Genomic DNA, 17,321 nt, shown 5'->3' with positions numbered 1-17,321 from the left:
ATGGCAAATATTAGATTATTTCCTGCAATTGAGGAGGTTTTTGTAGATCCGACAAATTTTCATAAAACAATGTTTTTTCCACTACTAACAGTTGAATTAGATTCGATAAACAAAGGTATTGGCAAGGTGCATTTTATTACAGTATATGGTAATGGCGATCCAGAAGTAGAAATTTTAGATAAAAATTTTGGTTACAATTTTATCAAGTTCAAAAGAGTAGGTGATAAGTATAGGTTTGAAGGTGATTTCAAGCAAATGCCTAAATTTGAAAAAGCTCTTGAACGGTATAAAGAGGCTGAAGATATTTACAAGGAACATAAAGATAAGTATTTAACTAAAACAGAATTTACAAAAACAGAGGATAAACGAAGAGAGAAAATTGATTTTGATTACTATTTTTATATAAAAGGAGTGATTAATTATTGGTTAACTAGAGATATGTTTTTAAAAACAGGTAAGTTTATTCAGGGTAATAAATATTCTGGCGGATATAGCGACCATGAAAGAGAAGTATATGAATCTTTAGGAGGAGTATATGATGATGAATATGGACTTGAATATTTGCAACAATTATTAGACGAGTTAGAAATTAATATTGATAGCTTGAATTTTGTGGGAAGTGTTACAGGATATAATTATTCGGAATTAGGTGAAGATAAAATTCTGTTATTTGTAAATAATGAAAAAGGTGAGGTGTTTCAGTATTTTGATTGGAGTTAAAAACAATTACTTCTAAAAATTAATATTCTAAAAGATAAATTCTGAAATGATACGATTAGAAAAATTCGATAAAGAGTTTTATCCAGAATTGATTAATTCCATCAAAAATGCAAAAGAATTAATGCAATTTGGCGGGCCAGAATTTACTTTTCCATTAACGGAAGAGCAAATAGATAAAACACTTTCTGATAAAAATAGAATTGCTTTTAGAGTTGTAAATACTTCAAATGATACTACGATAGGACATTCTGAAATTTATTTTAAAGATGATTCTGCAAAACTTGGACGAATTCTTATTATTGATGAAAATCAAAGAGGAAGAGGTGTTGGTGAGCAAATGGTGTTTTTATTGTTGAAGTTCATTTTTGAAAACCGAAAAGAGCGACATATCGAATTGAATGTTTTTGATTTTAATATTGGCGCTATAAAATGTTATGAAAAAGTTGGGTTCAATATAAATCCAGATAAAAAACTAATAAGAGAAGTAGAAGGTGAAACTTGGACGGCGCTCAATATGGTGTTGAATTTGGAAATTTGGAAAAATAAAAATGGACAAAATTAGTTGAATCGTTGGCTTGAAAAATAAAGACATAGAAACATAGAATTTTATTGTTTTTAAGAAGGTAAAAATAAATGACAAGCATTTACATATAGCTATGTTTGTTAATGCAAGTGAAGCGCCTTTTTTGAATTTTTAAAACGATGTCTCTATGTGTTAAAAACAAAATTTAATAATGAAAAAAACAGTTTTAATTACTGGTGCGACAAGCGGAATAGGAAAAGCAACTGCTCAAATTCTGGCAAAAAGCAACTATAAAGTTATTCTTTGCGGAAGACGTAAAGAGCGTTTAGAAGAATTAGAAAAAGAACTTTCTGCTTTTACCGAAGTACATTCGCTTTCTTTTGATGTTCGTGATAAAAATGATGTTCTTCAAAAAATAGAATCTCTTCCTGCAGATTTTTCAGATATTGATGTTTTGATTAACAATGCAGGAAATGCACATGGTTTAGATCCGATTCAAACAGGAGATTTAGACGATTGGGATGCTATGATCGATATAAATGTTAAAGGACTTTTGTATGTTTCAAAAGCTGTAATTCCTAAAATGACAGCAAAACAATCCGGACATATCATAAATATTGGTTCAACCGCTGCAAAAGAAGTTTATCCGAATGGGAATGTGTATTGCGGAACTAAACATGCTGTTGATGCTATTACTGCAGGAATGCGAATTGATTTGAATCCGTTTGGAATTAGAGTGGGAGCCATTCATCCCGGAATGGTAGAAACGGAATTTAGCGAAGTACGTTTTAAGGGAGATGCAGAAAGAGCTTCAAACGTTTACAAAGGTTTTGATCCACTGCAGGCAGAAGATATCGCAGATATTATTCATTTTGTAGTTTCAAGACCTTATCATGTAAATATTGCCGATTTGGTTGTGATGAGTACAGCGCAGGCATCTTCAACAATTGTCAAGAAAAATATTTAAATAAAATTGAATGCAGAGGCGCACAGTAGTGCGTCTTTTTTTTAATTTTAAGTTTTAATAGATTAAATTAGTGCGAATTAGTAAAATTACTTTGCTTATTCGCTATCGCTCGAATTGTGAAAATAATATAACGATATGATCAATAAACGCCTTTTAATAAAGAATCTACTTGCTCACAATGACGAGAGCAGTTTTTATGATAAAAAAAGGCAGCTGAATTTACATTCCAGAGAAGGAAAAGGCAAGTTTCTGAAGCATATTTGCGCTTTGTCAAACTCAAATCCAACCAATAATTCTTATATCGTTGTTGGAGTTGAAGATCATGATAATGAGATTGTAGGAGACGACTTTTTTGATGATAGCCGTATTCAAAATCTTGTAAATGCTTTCTTAGAAAATCCTCCTAAAATTCAGTATGAGAATGTGCCGTTTCCAAATCTTCCAAAAGATAAAGTAATTGGATTGGTCACAATTAAACCTAAAAGCAAAATTTCATATTTTAAAAAAGGTATTCATACTATCACGGCCAACAGTGTTTTTGTGAGACGCGGCAGTAATTCTGTTCCTGTTGAAGGTGAAATCGAGAAAAATTATCAGAATACTGAAACGGTAATTGGAATTGAAAATAGTTCCCGAAACAGCATTCAATATACACTGGATGGTGTAATTGATTTTATGAATTTCAGGCACAAAGACATGTCGCCTAAATATCATGTTTTTAAAGAATTATTTGTGATTTGCTGGGCTGGTGTTCCTAAAAAATCTCGTGATAAAACATTCTTATCTCGAGTTGATATTGAATTAATCAACGAACAAATTAAGCTGTTTTATTCAGCACAAGACGTTGTTACAATTGTTTACGACGATGATAGTTTTACAATAACTGAGTATGTGCCGCTTGGGTTAAACGATAAAACGAGTTATTATCCTTTGGAGAAACAAACGATCCATTTTTTTGATAATGGTTACTATAAAATTGATCGTGAAATACTTTTTCAGCCTCCAGAATTCAACAGGAAAATGCTTTATCATATTTATAATTCAAATATGGCATTGCTTCAAAAATTGCAAAAAGGCATTGCTTTATCAGAGCGTGAATTAAAAGATCTGGAGAATCTTCCTTCGACTTTTATGATTTGTTATCTGAATGGTTTCGAAGAAGCCAAGCAAAAACTGATAGATGCTAAATTATTATTGAAACCTTTTGGGCAAGTGTATTTGTCTTTTAAAGAAGCTTTACGTGTTTTGCGTAAAATGAAGTACGACGTTCAGTAGATAAGGCACTAAGTTTTCTCTGTAGAGACACACCGCAGTACCTCTAACTTAAAAGCGTGTTAGCATAAATTATTGAAACCTTAAATATTTACTGACTTTATCATAAGGGAATAAAATCTTTTTTGGTCCGTCGGCGTAAGATGCTGCTTCATATGCATTATAGTACAGAAGTAAACCTTTATCTGTATAGAAAATGTTCTGAGGTAAATGAAATTTGTCATTTTCAAACATTAATCCCGTTGCATTTATATTTGATTTTTGTGGAATATTATATTGGGTTCTGAATTCTTTTTCGGCGAAAGCCAGAAAATCTTTTTCATTTTTAAAAAGCTGATTATTAAAAATGGTTTTTCCCGTTTTTAAATTAAAAAGTAAAGATCGAAATCCTTGATAACCATGAGCTCCTCCGGTAAAAGTATAATGATCGATCTTAATATTTAAAATTTGATCTGATTCAAATTCTATATTTCCAGTTATTTTTCCTTCCCAGCCAAAAGTGTCATTTGGAAATTTTTGATGCATTTCTTCATACGATGTAATAAAAGATTTTGACAATGATTTATAGTCATTCACTTTTGTTGAGTCATCTCCAAAATAAATGATTTCTTTTACCACCGCAAAAACTTTCTTGTTGATACTATCGGCTGCTAGTGAACTATTTTTTGCTATCGGAATATCGATGCTGATTTTTGGGCAGTCATTTTTGCACGGAATAGTTGATTTTTCTTCAAACGTTTCATTTTCAAATGAAAGTTCTTTATTACAGCTTATAAAAATCAAACACAAAAAGATTAAAAAAGAATAATGTTTCATATCAATAAGTGTTAATTAAATACAAAGGTAAGAAGTTGTGTCTCGATAAAATAAATTAAACGGTAAATTTGTCCTGTAAATAAAGATATAAAAATTATAACGATATGAAATTCAATACTAAGGTAATTCACGGTGGTCAGCATCATGATCCAAGTACGGGAGCTGTTATGCCTCCGGTGTATCAAACTTCAACTTTTATTCAAACAAGCCCAGGAAAACCGTTGGCTGATTACGAATACAGCCGAGCATCAAATCCAACTCGAAGCGCTTTAGAAAATGCTTTAGCAAGTATTGAAAATGGTACTCGAGGTTTAGCATTTTCATCAGGTTTAGCAGCGACAGATTGTATTTTGAGATCGTTTAAAGCTGGTGATGAAATTATAGCAATGGATGATTTATATGGAGGAACATACAGAATGTTTTCTCGTATTTATAAAGATTCTGGAATTAAGTTTCATTTTGTTGATATGACAGATATTGAAAAATTGAAGTCGTTAATTAATGAAAACACGAAATTGGTTTGGGTAGAAACACCTACAAATCCGTTGATGAAATTGGCAGATATTGAAGAGGTAGCCAAAATCACAAAAGAGAACAAAATTTTATTTGCTGTTGATAATACTTTTGCAACACCTTATTTGCAAAAACCTCTTGATTTAGGAGCAGATATTGTTATGCACTCTGCTACAAAATATTTAGGCGGACATTCTGACGTTATTGCCGGCGCTTTAATTGTAAAAGATGAAGCTTTGGGAGATCAATTGCATTTTCAACAATTTGCAACCGGTGCTACATTAGGACCAATGGATAGTTTTTTAGTTTTAAGAGGAATCAAAACACTTTCATTAAGAGTACAAAGACATTGTGAAAACGGAGAAAAAGTGGTGGATTTTTTAACTAAACATCCAAAAATTGATACTGTTTATTATCCAGGATTAAAAAGTCATCCGTTTCATGAAATTGCTAAGAAACAAATGAAGGCTTTCGGCGGAATGGTTTCTTTTACTTTTAAATCAGGTAAAAAAGAAGATTCTATTGCTTTTCTAGAGAAATTAAAAGTTTTCACTTTGGCTGAATCTTTGGGTGGAGTAGAATCTTTGGCAAATCATCCAGCTTTAATGACACACGCTTCTATTCCTGCTGATAAAAGAGCCGAAGTTGGTATTACAGATGATTTAGTTCGATTGAGTGTAGGTATTGAAGATGCCGAAGATTTAATTGCAGATTTAGAACAAGCTTTAGCCTAGACATATAAAATCCCAAATTCCAAAATGAGTAAAATTGGAATTTGGGATTTTTATTTTGAAATTTCTTTAAAAGTCTAAGTAATAAATATATCCTACATTAAACCAGACTTGCCAATCGTTTGATTTGTTTTCTTTGTAAATGTCTTTGTTTGGATTTAAACCATCAACCCAATCAGAATTAAAGACTTGAAAACGGGCTTCAAGCATTAAGTCACTCATACTGGTTAGTTTATAGTGAACACCTGCGCCTGCAGTTGCTGATAAAGCTAAATTACTTTCGCTTGAATAGCCGTGTTCACGGCCATCAGAAGGAGTCAAGTATTTTATTGGTGTCGTTTCAGGAACTCCCAATTCACCTAGACTTGATTTTGTTTTAGTAGAATAATAACTTACCAGAAAACCTAAACTTACATAAGGGCTTAAACTTCCGGGAATATTTTCGTAATCGTGTATTTTCATGAATGGAGAAAATTCTAATTGCGGACCAAGATTTACCATCGTTGTACTTCCACTCATAGCTTTAAGTCTTTGTACTGCTGGTGTTGGAGGGTTTTTGCTGACCCATTTTCCAAAATGATGCAGATTGGTTTTCGTGAATGAAAACTCGGTGCGTACTTTGAAATGTTCTGTAAAAAAACTTTCTCCATTATTATTTGCAGAAAAGTTGGTAAAGTGAATAATTCCAATGCTAAAACCCGTATTACCAACATTGGTGTCAAAGTTATTTCTTTCACCATAGTCAGACTGAAAAGTTACGGGACCAAACATGATTCCTATTTCATGCGCAAGAGACGATTGAGCGTTTATTGTTGAGATGCCAAACAAGGCGAAAATAATGAAATATAGGTTCTTACACATTTTTGAGGCTTTCAAATATCGCGCAAATATATAAAAAACGTGATCTATTCAAAATATTATGAACTTCTAATAGAAAATTAATAACGAAATACTTAATTTTCTGACTTTAAGTGTGGTAATTAGATGTAAATTCGGAAGGGTAAAATTGTATTTGATTGTTTGTTTAGAAATAACACAATTCTGCTTCAAAAACGAAAAAAAATAACAATGCATGATCATTTTGATGTATCTTTGTCTGTTGTAACGAAAACGTTTTCTTAAAACGTATTTTCTTATTTAAGGGATTAAAAGTTAAACTATTATTTGAATAATTTATTTAAAAATGGAACAAAAAATAAATGAATTTATGGCTCAAGTTGAGTCAAAAAATCCAAATGAACCAGAATTTCTTCAAGCGGTTAGAGAATTTGCAGAAACTGTAATACCATTTATCGCAGAACGTAAGAAGTATGATGGAAAAAATTTACTTCTTAGAATTGCTGAGCCGGAAAGATCTATAATTTTTAGAGTTCCATGGGTTGATGACAAAGGAGAAATAATTGTAAATAGAGGTTTTAGAATTCAAATGAATTCTGCTATTGGACCTTATAAAGGAGGAATTAGATTTCATCATACAGTAAATTTATCTGTTTTGAAATTCTTAGCTTTCGAACAAGTTTTTAAAAATAGTTTGACAACATTGCCAATGGGTGGTGGAAAAGGTGGTTCTGATTTTGATCCTGAAGGAAAATCTGATGGAGAGATCATGCGTTTCTGTCAATCATTTATGACAGAATTATGTCGTCATATTGGTCCAGATTTGGATGTTCCTGCTGGAGATATTGGTGTTGGTGCTAGAGAAATTGGTTACTTATTTGGTCAATACAAAAGAATTAGAAATGAGTTTACTGGAGTTTTAACAGGAAAAGGAATTGCTTACGGTGGTTCTTTGATTAGACCAGAAGCTACAGGTTATGGAGTTGTTTACTTTACAGATCAAATGCTTCGTACTATTGGACATGATATTAAAGGTAAAAGAGTTGCTATTTCTGGATTTGGAAATGTAGCTTGGGGAGTGGCTCTTAAGATAAACGAATTAGGAGGTAAACTAGTTACTATTTCTGGTCCTGATGGTTATATTTATGATGAAGAAGGAATCTCTGGCGAAAAAATCGAGCATATGGTCGAAATGAGAGCAAGTGGAGATAACAGAGCTGAAAGATATTTGGAGAAATATCCAAATGCTGTTTTCCATAAAGGAAAAAGCCCTTGGGAAGTAAAAGTAGATATTGCTATTCCTTGTGCGACTCAAAATGAGTTGAATGGAGAAGATGCTCAAAAACTTATTGATAATGGCGTTTTATGTGTAACTGAAGCGGCAAACATGCCTTCAACTTTAGATGCTATTAAATTGTTTTTAGATAATAAAGTACTTTTTGCTCCAGGAAAAGCAGCTAACGCTGGTGGAGTTGCGGCATCTGGATTAGAGATGACACAAAACTCAATTCGTTTAAACTGGACAAGCGAAGAAGTAGATTTAAGATTGAAAGATATCATGGTTGGAATTCACAACCAATGTAAAAAATACGGTGCAGAAGAAGATGGTTATGTAAACTACGTAAAAGGAGCTAACATTGCCGGATTTGTTAAAGTTGCCGATGCTATGCTTGCACAAGGTGTAGTGTAAGATTAATTACAATTGAAAAATGCTCTCATTTGTCTTTCAGGATGAATCGAGAGCATTTTTTTTATGTATCAACAAAAATTAAATGTATTTGTTTATAGTATATTTGTCTATCCGAATATATTAAAAATGACCAGAAAATCGCTCTATATCTTGTTTTTGACTTTGTTTCAATTTGGTTTTGCTCAAAGTCAATTGTCATGGCAGGGTTATTTTTCCTTCAATGAAATTAAAGATATTTCAGAGTCACCAAATACAGTTTTTGCTGCGTCAGAAAACGCGTTGTTTTTTAAAAACACCACATCAAATTTACTAAAAACTAAAACAACCGTCGATGGTCTTTCTGGACAGACAATTTCTGCTGTTTATCATAGTGAAGCTTTCAAAAAAACGATCATTGGTTATGAAAATGGTTTGATGATTATTATTAATGAAACTGACGGAAGTATAACTAAGAAAGTTGATGTAATAAACAAACAGCTTCCTTCAAATATTAAAAAGATCAATCATATAATGGAGCATAACGGATTGCTCTATATTTCCTGCGATTTTGGAATTGTTCAGTTCAATTTAACAGCATTACAGTTTGGAGATACTTATTTTATAGGTGATAATGGTGCTGAAATAAGTGTTAAACAAACTGCTTTTTTTAACGGATTTATTTTTGCGGCCACTTCGTCTGGAATTAGAAAAGCAGATATTACAAATGCTAATCTAAACGATTTTAGTCAATGGACTGTTGTGAATACCGGCGATTGGTCAAGTGTTGAAGCTTTAGATTCAGAATTAATAGCAATTAACGCTTCGGGTAATATTCACCGCTATAATTCAATTAATTTTATTGGTTTTTTACAGCTTTCACAGCCTTCTTCTGATATGCGGACAGTGAACCGCAATTTGTTTATTACCACTCCCAATGCAGTTTATATTTATAATAATCAGATGGTTTTAAATCGTCAGATTTCAAATACTCAGGTTTTAGATAACAGCTTGGTTTTTACTTGCGCCTCAGCAGTTGGAGATTTATTATACATCGGAACAAAAGATAAAGGATTAGTTACTTCTTCGCTCAGCAGTGCGGGAACTTTTGTAAATAGTACACCAGCAGGACCTTTTAGGAATAATATTTTTTCGTTAGACGTTACGCCAAATGTACTTTGGGCAGTTTACGGAGATTATGATACCTATTATAATCCGTATGATTTAGATAGTTACGGAATTAGTAAATACGCTTCTTCTGCCTGGCTGAATATTCCGTACTCTGAAGTATATGATGCAAAATCTATTACAAGAATTATTGTGAATCCTAGAAATGAAAAACAAGTTTATGCAAGTTCTTTTTTTTCAGGTTTGCTGCGAGTGGAGAACGATATTCCTAACTTTTTGTATAACGAAAAAAACAGCGGTTTAGAAAGTATAACTTACGAAGGGCCAAATTATAAAGATGTTCGTATAAATGGAACCGCATTCGATAAAACTGGAAATCTCTGGATAACAAACAGCAGGATTAAAAACGGATTGAAAGTTTTGAAAGCCAACGGACAATGGCAAAGTTACGCAACCAGTTCAATTTTGAATAATGCAGAAACAACCAGTTATGCTAATATTGTTATTGATAGAAATAATACCAAATGGATTTCGACCAGTAACGAAGGTGTGATTGCTTTTAATGAGAGTACAAATACATTTAAGAAAATGACATTTGGAGTTGACGCAGGAAATTTACCAGCTCCAGATGTGAGATCTGTAGTGATAGATACTAAAAATCAACTTTGGATAGGAACTACAAAGGGATTAAGAGTTTTGTCGAACGTGGGAAGTTTTCAATCTGACAGCCAATTAAAAGCAAATCCAATTATTATCATGGAAGATAATTTGGCTCAGGAATTAATGTACGAACAGTTTATTACTTCTATTGCAGTAGATGGATCAAATAATAAATGGATTGGAACGGCTGATTCTGGAATTTTTATGGTTTCGCCTAATGGGCAGGAAACCAAATACCATTTTACCATAAATAATTCTCCAATGCCAAGTAATATGGTAAATGATATTAAGATCAACAGTACAACTGGCGAAGTTTTTATAGCGACAAACAAAGGAATGATTTCGTTTAAAGGAGTTGCAACTGGAGCTAATGATGATTTGAGTAACGTTTATGTTTATCCAAATCCAGTTCGTCCAACCTATTCTGGAACTGTAAAAGTGGCTGGATTGTTAGATAAAGCCAATATTAAAATCACTGATATTGAAGGAAATCTTGTTTTCGAAACGACTTCAGAAGGCGGAACCATAGAATGGGATACAACCGCTTTTGGTAAATATAAAGTGGCCTCTGGTGTGTATATGGTTTTTATTTCGGCGCAAGACGGAGGAGAAACTAAAGTTAAGAAAGTGATGATTATTCGATAGTCTGAAAGGCGATAGTCTGAAAGTCGAAAGTCAAAAGTCAAAAGTTGAAAAATCTAAAATCATTTCGTGCAAGTCAAAACAAAAGCAATAGTAATCTCCTCTTTAAAATTTCAGGAAAAAAGTCTGATCGTAAAATGTTTTACGCTTTCAAACGGACTGAAGTCTTATTTTGTACGTGATGCTTTTTCAAGTCGAAAAGCGAGTCAGAAGATTGCTTATTTTCAGCCGTTGTCGATTTTAGAAATAGAAGCCATTCATAAAAACAAAGGTACTTTAGAAAATTTCAAAGAGATAAAAACTGCAGTTCCTTTTCAAAGCATTCACACAGATCTTGTAAAAAGTACAATGGTAATGTTTCTTTCAGAAATGCTTCATTATTCCATTCAAGAAGAAGAAAAAAACGAGTCACTATTTGTGTTTTTAGAAACCGCATTGACTTGGCTGGATCATCATGATGAAATTTCGAATTTTCATTTAATTTTACTTTTAGAAATCACAAAATATCTAGGGTTTTATCCAGATGTTTCAGAGGTAGATTTGCCGCATTTTGAGATGAATGATGGGGTTTTTACACTTTTTTCAGGCGGAAATACACTTTCCGAGCACGAAACCAATTTGCTGAAAAAATTACTCGATTTAAAATTTGATAACGATCAAAAAGTTTTTCATGTTTTAGAAAGACAAATTCTGCTAAAAATTATTATTGATTACTATAGTTTTCATTTAGATGGATTCAAAAAGCCGAAATCTTTAGAGATTTTAAAGGAAGTTTTCTCTTAAATCAGCTAAAAGGCTGTTTTTTTTTGCGGAATCCACGTGAAATTACCTGTTATTGGTCTTTTTTCCGTCATCTTTTATCTATTTCCCTCAAAATTCCTTACTTTCGCACCTCGTTTAAGAAAAGGATAAAATGAGCACAAAATTTACTGAATACAAAGGACTTGACTTACCAACTGTAGCGTCTGAAGTTCTTGATTTTTGGAAGAAAGAAAATATATTTGAAAAGAGTGTAACTACTCGCGAAGGTGCAGAACCTTACGTATTTTTTGAAGGTCCGCCTTCAGCAAATGGATTACCGGGAATTCACCACGTAATGGCACGTGCGATTAAAGATATTTTTTGCAGATATAAAACTCAAAAAGGTTTTCAGGTAAAAAGAAAAGCCGGATGGGATACTCACGGTTTGCCTGTAGAATTAGGTACTGAGAAAGAATTAGGAATTACAAAAGAAGATATTGGCAAGACAATTTCTATCGAAGAATATAACGAAGCGTGTAAAAAAACCGTTATGCGTTATACTGACGTATGGAATGATTTGACCGAAAAAATGGGATATTGGGTAGATATGGAAGATCCATATGTAACTTATAAACCAAAATATATGGAATCTGTTTGGTGGCTTTTAAAACAAATCTACGATAAAGGTTTGTTGTACAAAGGTTACACGATTCAGCCATACTCTCCAAAAGCGGGAACAGGATTATCTTCTCACGAAGTAAATCAGCCTGGAGCTTATAGAGATGTTACAGATACTACGATTGTAGCGCAGTTTAAAACTTTGCCAGAAACGCTTCCAAGCTTTTTACAAGGTTTTGGAGATATTCACATCTTAGCATGGACGACAACGCCTTGGACACTTCCATCAAATACAGCTTTGACAGTTGGACCAAAAATCGATTATGTTTTAGTAAAAACATTCAATCAATACACTTTTGAGCCAATCAATGTTGTTTTGGCTAAAAACTTAGTTGGAAAGCAATTCGGAAAAGGATTTTTCTTAAGTGAAGACGACGCTGATTTTGATAATGTTAAAAACGGCGATAAAAAACTTCCATATAAAATCTTAACCGAAGCAAAAGGAGCTGATTTAGTAGAAATCCGTTACGAACAATTATTGCCTTACGTATTGCCATACCAAAATGCAGAAAATGCATTTAGAGTAATCGCAGGAGATTTCGTTACTACCGAAGACGGAACAGGAGTTGTACATACCGCTCCAACTTTTGGTGCTGATGATGCTAAAGTAGCAAAAGAAGCAAAACCGGAAGTACCGCCAATGTTAGTATTGGACGAAAATGGAACGGCTGTTCCTTTAGTAGATTTACAAGGAAAATTCACTTCGCATGTAGGTGAACTTGCTGGTAAATACGTGAAAAACGAATATTATGATGCAGGACAAGCGCCAGAGCGTTCTGTCGATGTTGAAATTGCTATTCGATTAAAAGAAGAAAATAAAGCCTTTAAGGTTGAAAAATACGTGCACAGTTATCCACACAGCTGGAGAACTGATGAGCCGTTATTATATTATCCTCTAGACTCTTGGTTCATTAAAGTAACCGATGTAAAAGATAGAATGTTCGACCTGAACGAAACTATCAATTGGAAACCTAAGTCTACTGGTGAAGGACGTTTTGGAAATTGGCTTAAAAATGCTAACGACTGGAACTTATCTCGTTCTAGATATTGGGGAATTCCGTTGCCAATTTGGAGAACTGAAGACAAAAAAGAAGAAGTTCTTATTGGTTCTGTAGAAGAATTGTACAATGCGATCGAGAAATCTATCGAAGCAGGTTTTCAAAAAGAAAACCCATTCAAAGGTTTTGAAATTGGAAATATGTCTGAATCTAATTATGATTTAATTGACTTGCATAAAAATGTGGTTGATCAAATTACGTTGGTTTCAGCTTCAGGACAGCCAATGAAACGTGAAAGCGATTTAATTGATGTTTGGTTCGATTCTGGAGCAATGCCTTATGCACAATGGCATTATCCTTTTGAAAACAAAGATAAAATTGACGATAATAAAGATTTTCCAGCGAATTTTATTGCAGAAGGAGTTGATCAAACTCGTGGATGGTTTTATACTTTACACGCTATTGGAACTTTGGTTTTTGATAAAGTTGCCTATAAAAATGTAGTTTCGAATGGTTTGGTTTTGGATAAAAACGGACAAAAAATGTCGAAACGTTTAGGCAATGCAACAGATCCTTTTGAAACAATTGCAGAATATGGTCCAGATGCTACGCGTTGGTACATGATTTCAAATGCAAATCCTTGGGATAACCTGAAATTTGATATCGAAGGAATTGCTGAGGTTCGCCGTAAATTCTTCGGAACTTTATATAACACGTATTCGTTCTTCTCATTATATGCTAATATCGATGGATTTAAATACGCTGAAGCGGAAATTCCGTTAAACGAAAGACCAGAAATCGATCAGTGGATTATATCTGAGCTGAATACTTTAGTGAAGTTTGTTGATGAATGTTACGAAGATTATGAGCCAACAAAAGCTACAAGAGCTATTTCTGAATTCGTTCAGGAGAATTTGAGTAACTGGTACGTTCGTTTATGTCGTCGTCGTTTCTGGAAAGGTGAATATGCTCATGATAAAATCGCAGCTTACCAAACGCTTTATACTTGTTTATTGACGATAAGCAAATTAAGCGCTCCGGTCGCTCCTTTTTTCATGGATAAATTGTACCGAGATTTGACAAGCTCAACGCAAACTGAGGAATTTGCCAGTGTTCACTTGGCTGAATTCCCGAAATTTGTCGAAAACTTTGTTAATAAAACGTTAGAAAGCAAAATGCAGAAGGCGCAAACCATATCATCATTGGTTTTATCACTTCGTAAAAAGGAAATGATTAAAGTGCGTCAACCGCTGCAAAAGGTAATGATACCAGTACTTGACGAGAATCAGAGAGCTGAAATTGAAGCTATATCTGAGCTTGTAAAAGCTGAAGTAAACGTGAAAGAAATCGTACTTTTAGATGATGATTCAGGTATTTTAGTGAAACAAATTAAGCCTAATTTTAAGGCATTAGGACCACGTTTTGGAAAAGATATGGGTCTGATTTCCAAAGAAATACAAGCTTTTTCAGCAGAACAAATTAATCAGTTAGATAAGCAGGGAACGCTGGATATTGTTATTTCTGGAAATAATGTAACTTTATCACTAGAAGACGTCGAAATAACATCGCAAGATATCGAAGGTTGGCTGGTTGCAAATTCAAATGGAATTACAGTTGCGCTTGACATTACAATATCTGAAGAATTGAAAAATGAAGGAATCGCGAGAGAATTAGTAAATAGAATTCAGAATATCCGTAAAGATTCAGGATTTGAAGTTACTGATAAGATCAAAGTTCAAATTAAACGAAATGGACTTTTAGAAGAAGCTATTTTGAAAAATGAAGACTATATTAAGTCTGAGACATTAACAGACGACTTGGTTTTTGTAGACGCTTTAGAAAACGGCACAGAAATTGAGTTTGATGATATTAAAACAGTGATATTAATTTCAAAATAAGATAAATACCATGATAGATGAAATTACAAGATACTCTGACGCTGATTTGGCGGAGTTCAAAGAAATAATACAAAGCAAAATAAAAAAAGCACAAGAAGATCTTGACTTGATCAAAAGTGCCTATATGAATGATTTGAATAACGGAACAGACGATACTTCTCCAACTTTTAAAGCTTTTGAAGAAGGAAGTGAAACAATGTCTAAAGAAGCAAACTCTCAGTTGGCTATCAGACAAGAAAAGTTCATTCGCGATTTAAAAAACGCGTTATTCCGTGTTGAAAACAAAACATATGGTATTTGCAAAGTAACAGGTAAATTAATCAGCAAAGAAAGGCTTAAAATCGTTCCTCATGCAACAATGAGTATCGAAGCTAAAAATTTGCAGAGATAATAAATATATCTATCCAAAGAAATAACGCTCCTTTTAGGGGCGTTTTTTTTGTTTAATGTTTTTAAGAAGGAGTAATGCGGCGATTAAGTCTTTTTTGAAAGAATTTATTTTCAAAACAATAGCTCACCGCTGCTTTTTGGACTTATTTTTTGTAAGAATTGTAGTTGAAGTGGTAAAGGAAGAGTATTTAAATTAGAACTGCCCAGTTTAGGAACAGTTCTAATTTTAAGAATAATGAAAATTAAGCAAGATTTTTTTCTAAGTCTGCTTTGTGTTTTCTTAGAACCGCTCTTGTCATTCCAAGATTTGCTTTTTGTGCATCAGCAGCCAAATAAATCATGAATTTTTTGTTAGGAGAAATGTCAATAACGTGAATTTGATTTGAAAGTGTGATCAAGATATCTTCAATGTCTTGATTTAAGTTTAAAGCTTTTACAGCATTTAGTTTAGCTTTTACAACTTCTAGGTTGTAAGCAGCAGCTAATTCTGGATCAAAAGCCGGATCAACAGTTAAATTGCCAAAGCTTAATCCTGATTCAATTTCAGTAACAGATACTGCAATAAAGCCATTTACATTAGTTTTCATTTCATTTAAAAACACGTTTAAAAAATCGTTGCTCATAGTTTTTGGGTTTGTGGTTAATAGATTTATGTTATTTCAATAGGGAATTTTTACTAAGTTCTGATGAAAGTTCGTCAGTTGAACGCATTAATAAGGCAAGATTGCTTCCTTCTTTTGAAAACACAATGACGAAATTTGTGCCACTGATTTTGTTTCCAATAACTACACCTTCGGAGGTTTTTAGGTAAAGTTGTTTGAGTAGTCCTTTTTCTAGATCAAGAAGAAACTTTTCGCTCATCGATAAAATTGCTGCACTCATAGCGGCAACGCTGTCTCCATAATCTAAATTCAGGGAGGTGATGAGTTTTCCTTTTCCGTTTAAAATTAAAGCCGCAGTTGCTTTGGTGCTGGTTAAAAAGTCATTTAATGCAGAAGTGATTTCGTTCATATTTTTGTAGGATTAGGGATGTTGTTAAAAATAGGTGGTATTTCACATTGGTTCGGCAATTTTTTTAATGTAATAACTAAACAATTGTTAATTTTATTAACAAATATAAATTAAAATATGTATCATTGTAATATCAAATCGTTAATATTTTATTTTTTTTACTTATAAAACTTACAGTATGGCTAAAGTATTGAAATTCAAAGATGTAAATTCTGACGTCGAGAGCAGAATGAAGGAATTTGAGAAGTTAAGAACAAAATTTAAATCTGATTTGAGCAAAGCTGCGGCAAAAAAAAGTACCGCAGGAGCAGAAGGAAAAGGACTGCTTAAATCTATTTCTAATTTTTTTGCTGATAGCCCTGCAACAGCAAAAAAGTAGATTTTCGGACTGCGTTTAATGAAAACTGATGAGGTTTAGATTTACTGCAAAGAATTAACGTTCCTTTAGGGACGTTTTTTTTGATTTAATTACTATTTTTGCCCATCAAAATTTCTTAAAATGTCATTACGAAAAGCGTATTTCCTTATATTTTTAGTTTTAATTGTCGATCAGCTTTCAAAAATCTATGTAAAAACAAACTTTGTTTTAGGTGAAGAAGTTGTGATTTTTGATTGGTTTAGAATTCATTTTATAGAAAATGAAGGAATGGCATGGGGAACAAAAATACCAGGAGAATACGGAAAACTAATCTTAACAATTTTTAGAATTTTTGCTGTATTCGGAATTGGATGGTGGCTTTCAGATGCTATAAAAAAACGTCATTCTACTTATTTGATTGTTTCTATCGCATTAATATTTGCTGGAGCAGCTGGTAATATTATTGATTCTGTATTTTATGGAGTAATTTTTGACGACAGCACGCATAGTTTGGCAACAATTTTTTCGCCTGAACCATACGGAACATGGTTTCATGGTTTAGTGGTTGATATGTTTTATTTTCCAATTTGGGAAGGTAATCTTCCTTCTTGGATACCTGTTTTTGGCGGAAAGCATTTTATGTTTTTTAATGCCATTTTTAATGTTGCCGATATGGCTATTTCTACAGGAGTCGGAATATTATTAGTCTTTAATAAAAGAGCATTCCCGAAACACGCATAATTATTTCAAAATATTAAAATTCCAAATTCCA

General features: G+C 33.0%; 16 protein-coding genes. 12 read left to right on the top strand and 4 right to left on the bottom strand.

Going from position 1 to position 17,321, the window contains the following annotated elements; genetic code table 11:
- The 4 genes from B0A81_RS05640 to B0A81_RS05625 all read left to right on the top strand — a co-directional run bounded on the left by B0A81_RS05640 (nucleotide 1) and on the right by B0A81_RS05625 (nucleotide 3,485).
- Complete coding sequence (locus B0A81_RS05640) at nucleotides 1-720, top strand: hypothetical protein (RefSeq protein WP_089057113.1); 720 nt, start codon at nucleotides 1-3, stop codon at nucleotides 718-720.
- Between the two features lie 46 nt (nucleotides 721-766).
- A complete protein-coding gene (locus B0A81_RS05635) occupies nucleotides 767-1,282 on the top strand; it encodes a GNAT family N-acetyltransferase (protein WP_089057112.1) in 516 nt (171 codons plus the stop codon).
- 172 nt (nucleotides 1,283-1,454) lie between these two features.
- On the top strand, nucleotides 1,455-2,210 hold the full coding sequence (locus tag B0A81_RS05630; protein ID WP_089057111.1) for an SDR family NAD(P)-dependent oxidoreductase: 756 nt from the start codon (nucleotides 1,455-1,457) through the stop codon (nucleotides 2,208-2,210).
- Nucleotides 2,211-2,345: 135 nt separating this feature from the next.
- Nucleotides 2,346-3,485 carry an ATP-binding protein gene (locus tag B0A81_RS05625; protein WP_089057110.1) on the top strand — a complete coding sequence of 380 codons (1,140 nt, stop codon included), beginning with the start codon at nucleotides 2,346-2,348 and terminating at the stop codon, nucleotides 3,483-3,485.
- Between the two features lie 69 nt (nucleotides 3,486-3,554).
- Here B0A81_RS05625 and B0A81_RS05620 read toward each other — a convergent pair whose 3' ends face one another.
- Nucleotides 3,555-4,298 carry a DUF3298 and DUF4163 domain-containing protein gene (locus B0A81_RS05620; protein ID WP_089057109.1) on the bottom strand — a complete coding sequence of 248 codons (744 nt, stop codon included), beginning with the start codon at nucleotides 4,296-4,298 and terminating at the stop codon, nucleotides 3,555-3,557.
- A gap of 104 nt (nucleotides 4,299-4,402) precedes the next feature.
- Here B0A81_RS05620 and B0A81_RS05615 point away from each other — a divergent pair, with 104 nt between their 5' ends.
- Nucleotides 4,403-5,545, top strand: a complete 1,143-nt coding sequence (locus B0A81_RS05615; RefSeq protein WP_089057108.1) for a cystathionine gamma-synthase — start codon at nucleotides 4,403-4,405, stop codon at nucleotides 5,543-5,545.
- 66 nt (nucleotides 5,546-5,611) lie between these two features.
- Here B0A81_RS05615 and B0A81_RS05610 read toward each other — a convergent pair whose 3' ends face one another.
- Nucleotides 5,612-6,403, bottom strand: a complete 792-nt coding sequence (locus B0A81_RS05610) for a THC0290_0291 family protein (protein WP_089057107.1) — start codon at nucleotides 6,401-6,403, stop codon at nucleotides 5,612-5,614.
- 322 nt (nucleotides 6,404-6,725) lie between these two features.
- On the opposite strand from B0A81_RS05610, the gene gdhA reads away from it, so the two are divergent.
- The 5 genes from gdhA to B0A81_RS05585 all read left to right on the top strand — a co-directional run bounded on the left by gdhA (nucleotide 6,726) and on the right by B0A81_RS05585 (nucleotide 15,181).
- Nucleotides 6,726-8,069, top strand: coding sequence for an NADP-specific glutamate dehydrogenase (gdhA, locus tag B0A81_RS05605; protein ID WP_089057106.1), 1,344 nt, complete (start codon nucleotides 6,726-6,728; stop codon nucleotides 8,067-8,069).
- Between the two features lie 126 nt (nucleotides 8,070-8,195).
- Nucleotides 8,196-10,478, top strand: coding sequence for a type IX secretion system anionic LPS delivery protein PorZ (gene porZ / locus B0A81_RS05600; RefSeq protein ID WP_089057105.1), 2,283 nt, complete (start codon nucleotides 8,196-8,198; stop codon nucleotides 10,476-10,478).
- Nucleotides 10,479-10,544: 66 nt separating this feature from the next.
- Nucleotides 10,545-11,258, top strand: coding sequence for a DNA repair protein RecO (gene recO, locus B0A81_RS05595; RefSeq protein WP_089057104.1), 714 nt, complete (start codon nucleotides 10,545-10,547; stop codon nucleotides 11,256-11,258).
- A 130-nt stretch (nucleotides 11,259-11,388) separates the two neighbouring features.
- Nucleotides 11,389-14,790, top strand: a complete 3,402-nt coding sequence (gene ileS / locus B0A81_RS05590; protein WP_089057103.1) for an isoleucine--tRNA ligase — start codon at nucleotides 11,389-11,391, stop codon at nucleotides 14,788-14,790.
- A 10-nt stretch (nucleotides 14,791-14,800) separates the two neighbouring features.
- A complete protein-coding gene (locus tag B0A81_RS05585; RefSeq protein ID WP_089053287.1) occupies nucleotides 14,801-15,181 on the top strand; it encodes a TraR/DksA family transcriptional regulator in 381 nt (126 codons plus the stop codon).
- Nucleotides 15,182-15,422: 241 nt separating this feature from the next.
- Here B0A81_RS05585 and B0A81_RS05580 read toward each other — a convergent pair whose 3' ends face one another.
- Both B0A81_RS05580 and B0A81_RS05575 read right to left on the bottom strand, forming a co-directional pair.
- Nucleotides 15,423-15,803, bottom strand: coding sequence for a hypothetical protein (locus tag B0A81_RS05580; RefSeq protein WP_089057102.1), 381 nt, complete (start codon nucleotides 15,801-15,803; stop codon nucleotides 15,423-15,425).
- Nucleotides 15,804-15,834: 31 nt separating this feature from the next.
- A complete protein-coding gene (locus tag B0A81_RS05575) occupies nucleotides 15,835-16,191 on the bottom strand; it encodes a roadblock/LC7 domain-containing protein (RefSeq protein ID WP_089057101.1) in 357 nt (118 codons plus the stop codon).
- Between the two features lie 178 nt (nucleotides 16,192-16,369).
- Here B0A81_RS05575 and B0A81_RS05570 point away from each other — a divergent pair, with 178 nt between their 5' ends.
- Together B0A81_RS05570 and B0A81_RS05565 are read left to right on the top strand one after the other, a co-directional pair.
- Nucleotides 16,370-16,570, top strand: a complete 201-nt coding sequence (locus B0A81_RS05570; protein ID WP_089057100.1) for a hypothetical protein — start codon at nucleotides 16,370-16,372, stop codon at nucleotides 16,568-16,570.
- A gap of 120 nt (nucleotides 16,571-16,690) precedes the next feature.
- Nucleotides 16,691-17,290 (top strand): lipoprotein signal peptidase, encoded by a 600-nt coding sequence (locus tag B0A81_RS05565; RefSeq protein ID WP_089057099.1) that lies wholly within the window; start codon nucleotides 16,691-16,693, stop codon nucleotides 17,288-17,290.
- Nucleotides 17,291-17,321: the final 31 nt, after the last annotated feature.

It is taken from the genome of Flavobacterium plurextorum (assembly GCF_002217395.1).
Lineage (GTDB): Bacteria > Bacteroidota > Bacteroidia > Flavobacteriales > Flavobacteriaceae > Flavobacterium > Flavobacterium plurextorum.
Note: the sequence above shows the minus strand (reverse complement) of the source record. Positions and strands in the feature narration are given on the sequence as shown.

Bases quoted from the DNA above. Each gene is read 5' to 3' on its own strand.
- B0A81_RS05585 (WP_089053287.1), top strand. From the start codon at position 14,801: ATGATAGATGAAATTACAAGATACTCTGACGCTGATTTGGCGGAGTTC.
- B0A81_RS05625 (WP_089057110.1), top strand. From the start codon at position 2,346: ATGATCAATAAACGCCTTTTAATAAAGAATCTACTTGCTCACAATGAC.
- B0A81_RS05570 (WP_089057100.1), top strand. From the start codon at position 16,370: ATGGCTAAAGTATTGAAATTCAAAGATGTAAATTCTGACGTCGAGAGC.
- B0A81_RS05615 (WP_089057108.1), top strand. From the start codon at position 4,403: ATGAAATTCAATACTAAGGTAATTCACGGTGGTCAGCATCATGATCCA.
- B0A81_RS05610 (WP_089057107.1), bottom strand. From the start codon at position 6,403: ATGTGTAAGAACCTATATTTCATTATTTTCGCCTTGTTTGGCATCTCA.
- B0A81_RS05635 (WP_089057112.1), top strand. From the start codon at position 767: ATGATACGATTAGAAAAATTCGATAAAGAGTTTTATCCAGAATTGATT.
- B0A81_RS05580 (WP_089057102.1), bottom strand. From the start codon at position 15,803: ATGAGCAACGATTTTTTAAACGTGTTTTTAAATGAAATGAAAACTAAT.
- B0A81_RS05575 (WP_089057101.1), bottom strand. From the start codon at position 16,191: ATGAACGAAATCACTTCTGCATTAAATGACTTTTTAACCAGCACCAAA.
- gdhA (WP_089057106.1), top strand. From the start codon at position 6,726: ATGGAACAAAAAATAAATGAATTTATGGCTCAAGTTGAGTCAAAAAAT.
- B0A81_RS05630 (WP_089057111.1), top strand. From the start codon at position 1,455: ATGAAAAAAACAGTTTTAATTACTGGTGCGACAAGCGGAATAGGAAAA.
- B0A81_RS05640 (WP_089057113.1), top strand. From the start codon at position 1: ATGGCAAATATTAGATTATTTCCTGCAATTGAGGAGGTTTTTGTAGAT.
- B0A81_RS05565 (WP_089057099.1), top strand. From the start codon at position 16,691: ATGTCATTACGAAAAGCGTATTTCCTTATATTTTTAGTTTTAATTGTC.
- B0A81_RS05620 (WP_089057109.1), bottom strand. From the start codon at position 4,298: ATGAAACATTATTCTTTTTTAATCTTTTTGTGTTTGATTTTTATAAGC.
- ileS (WP_089057103.1), top strand. From the start codon at position 11,389: ATGAGCACAAAATTTACTGAATACAAAGGACTTGACTTACCAACTGTA.
- porZ (WP_089057105.1), top strand. From the start codon at position 8,196: ATGACCAGAAAATCGCTCTATATCTTGTTTTTGACTTTGTTTCAATTT.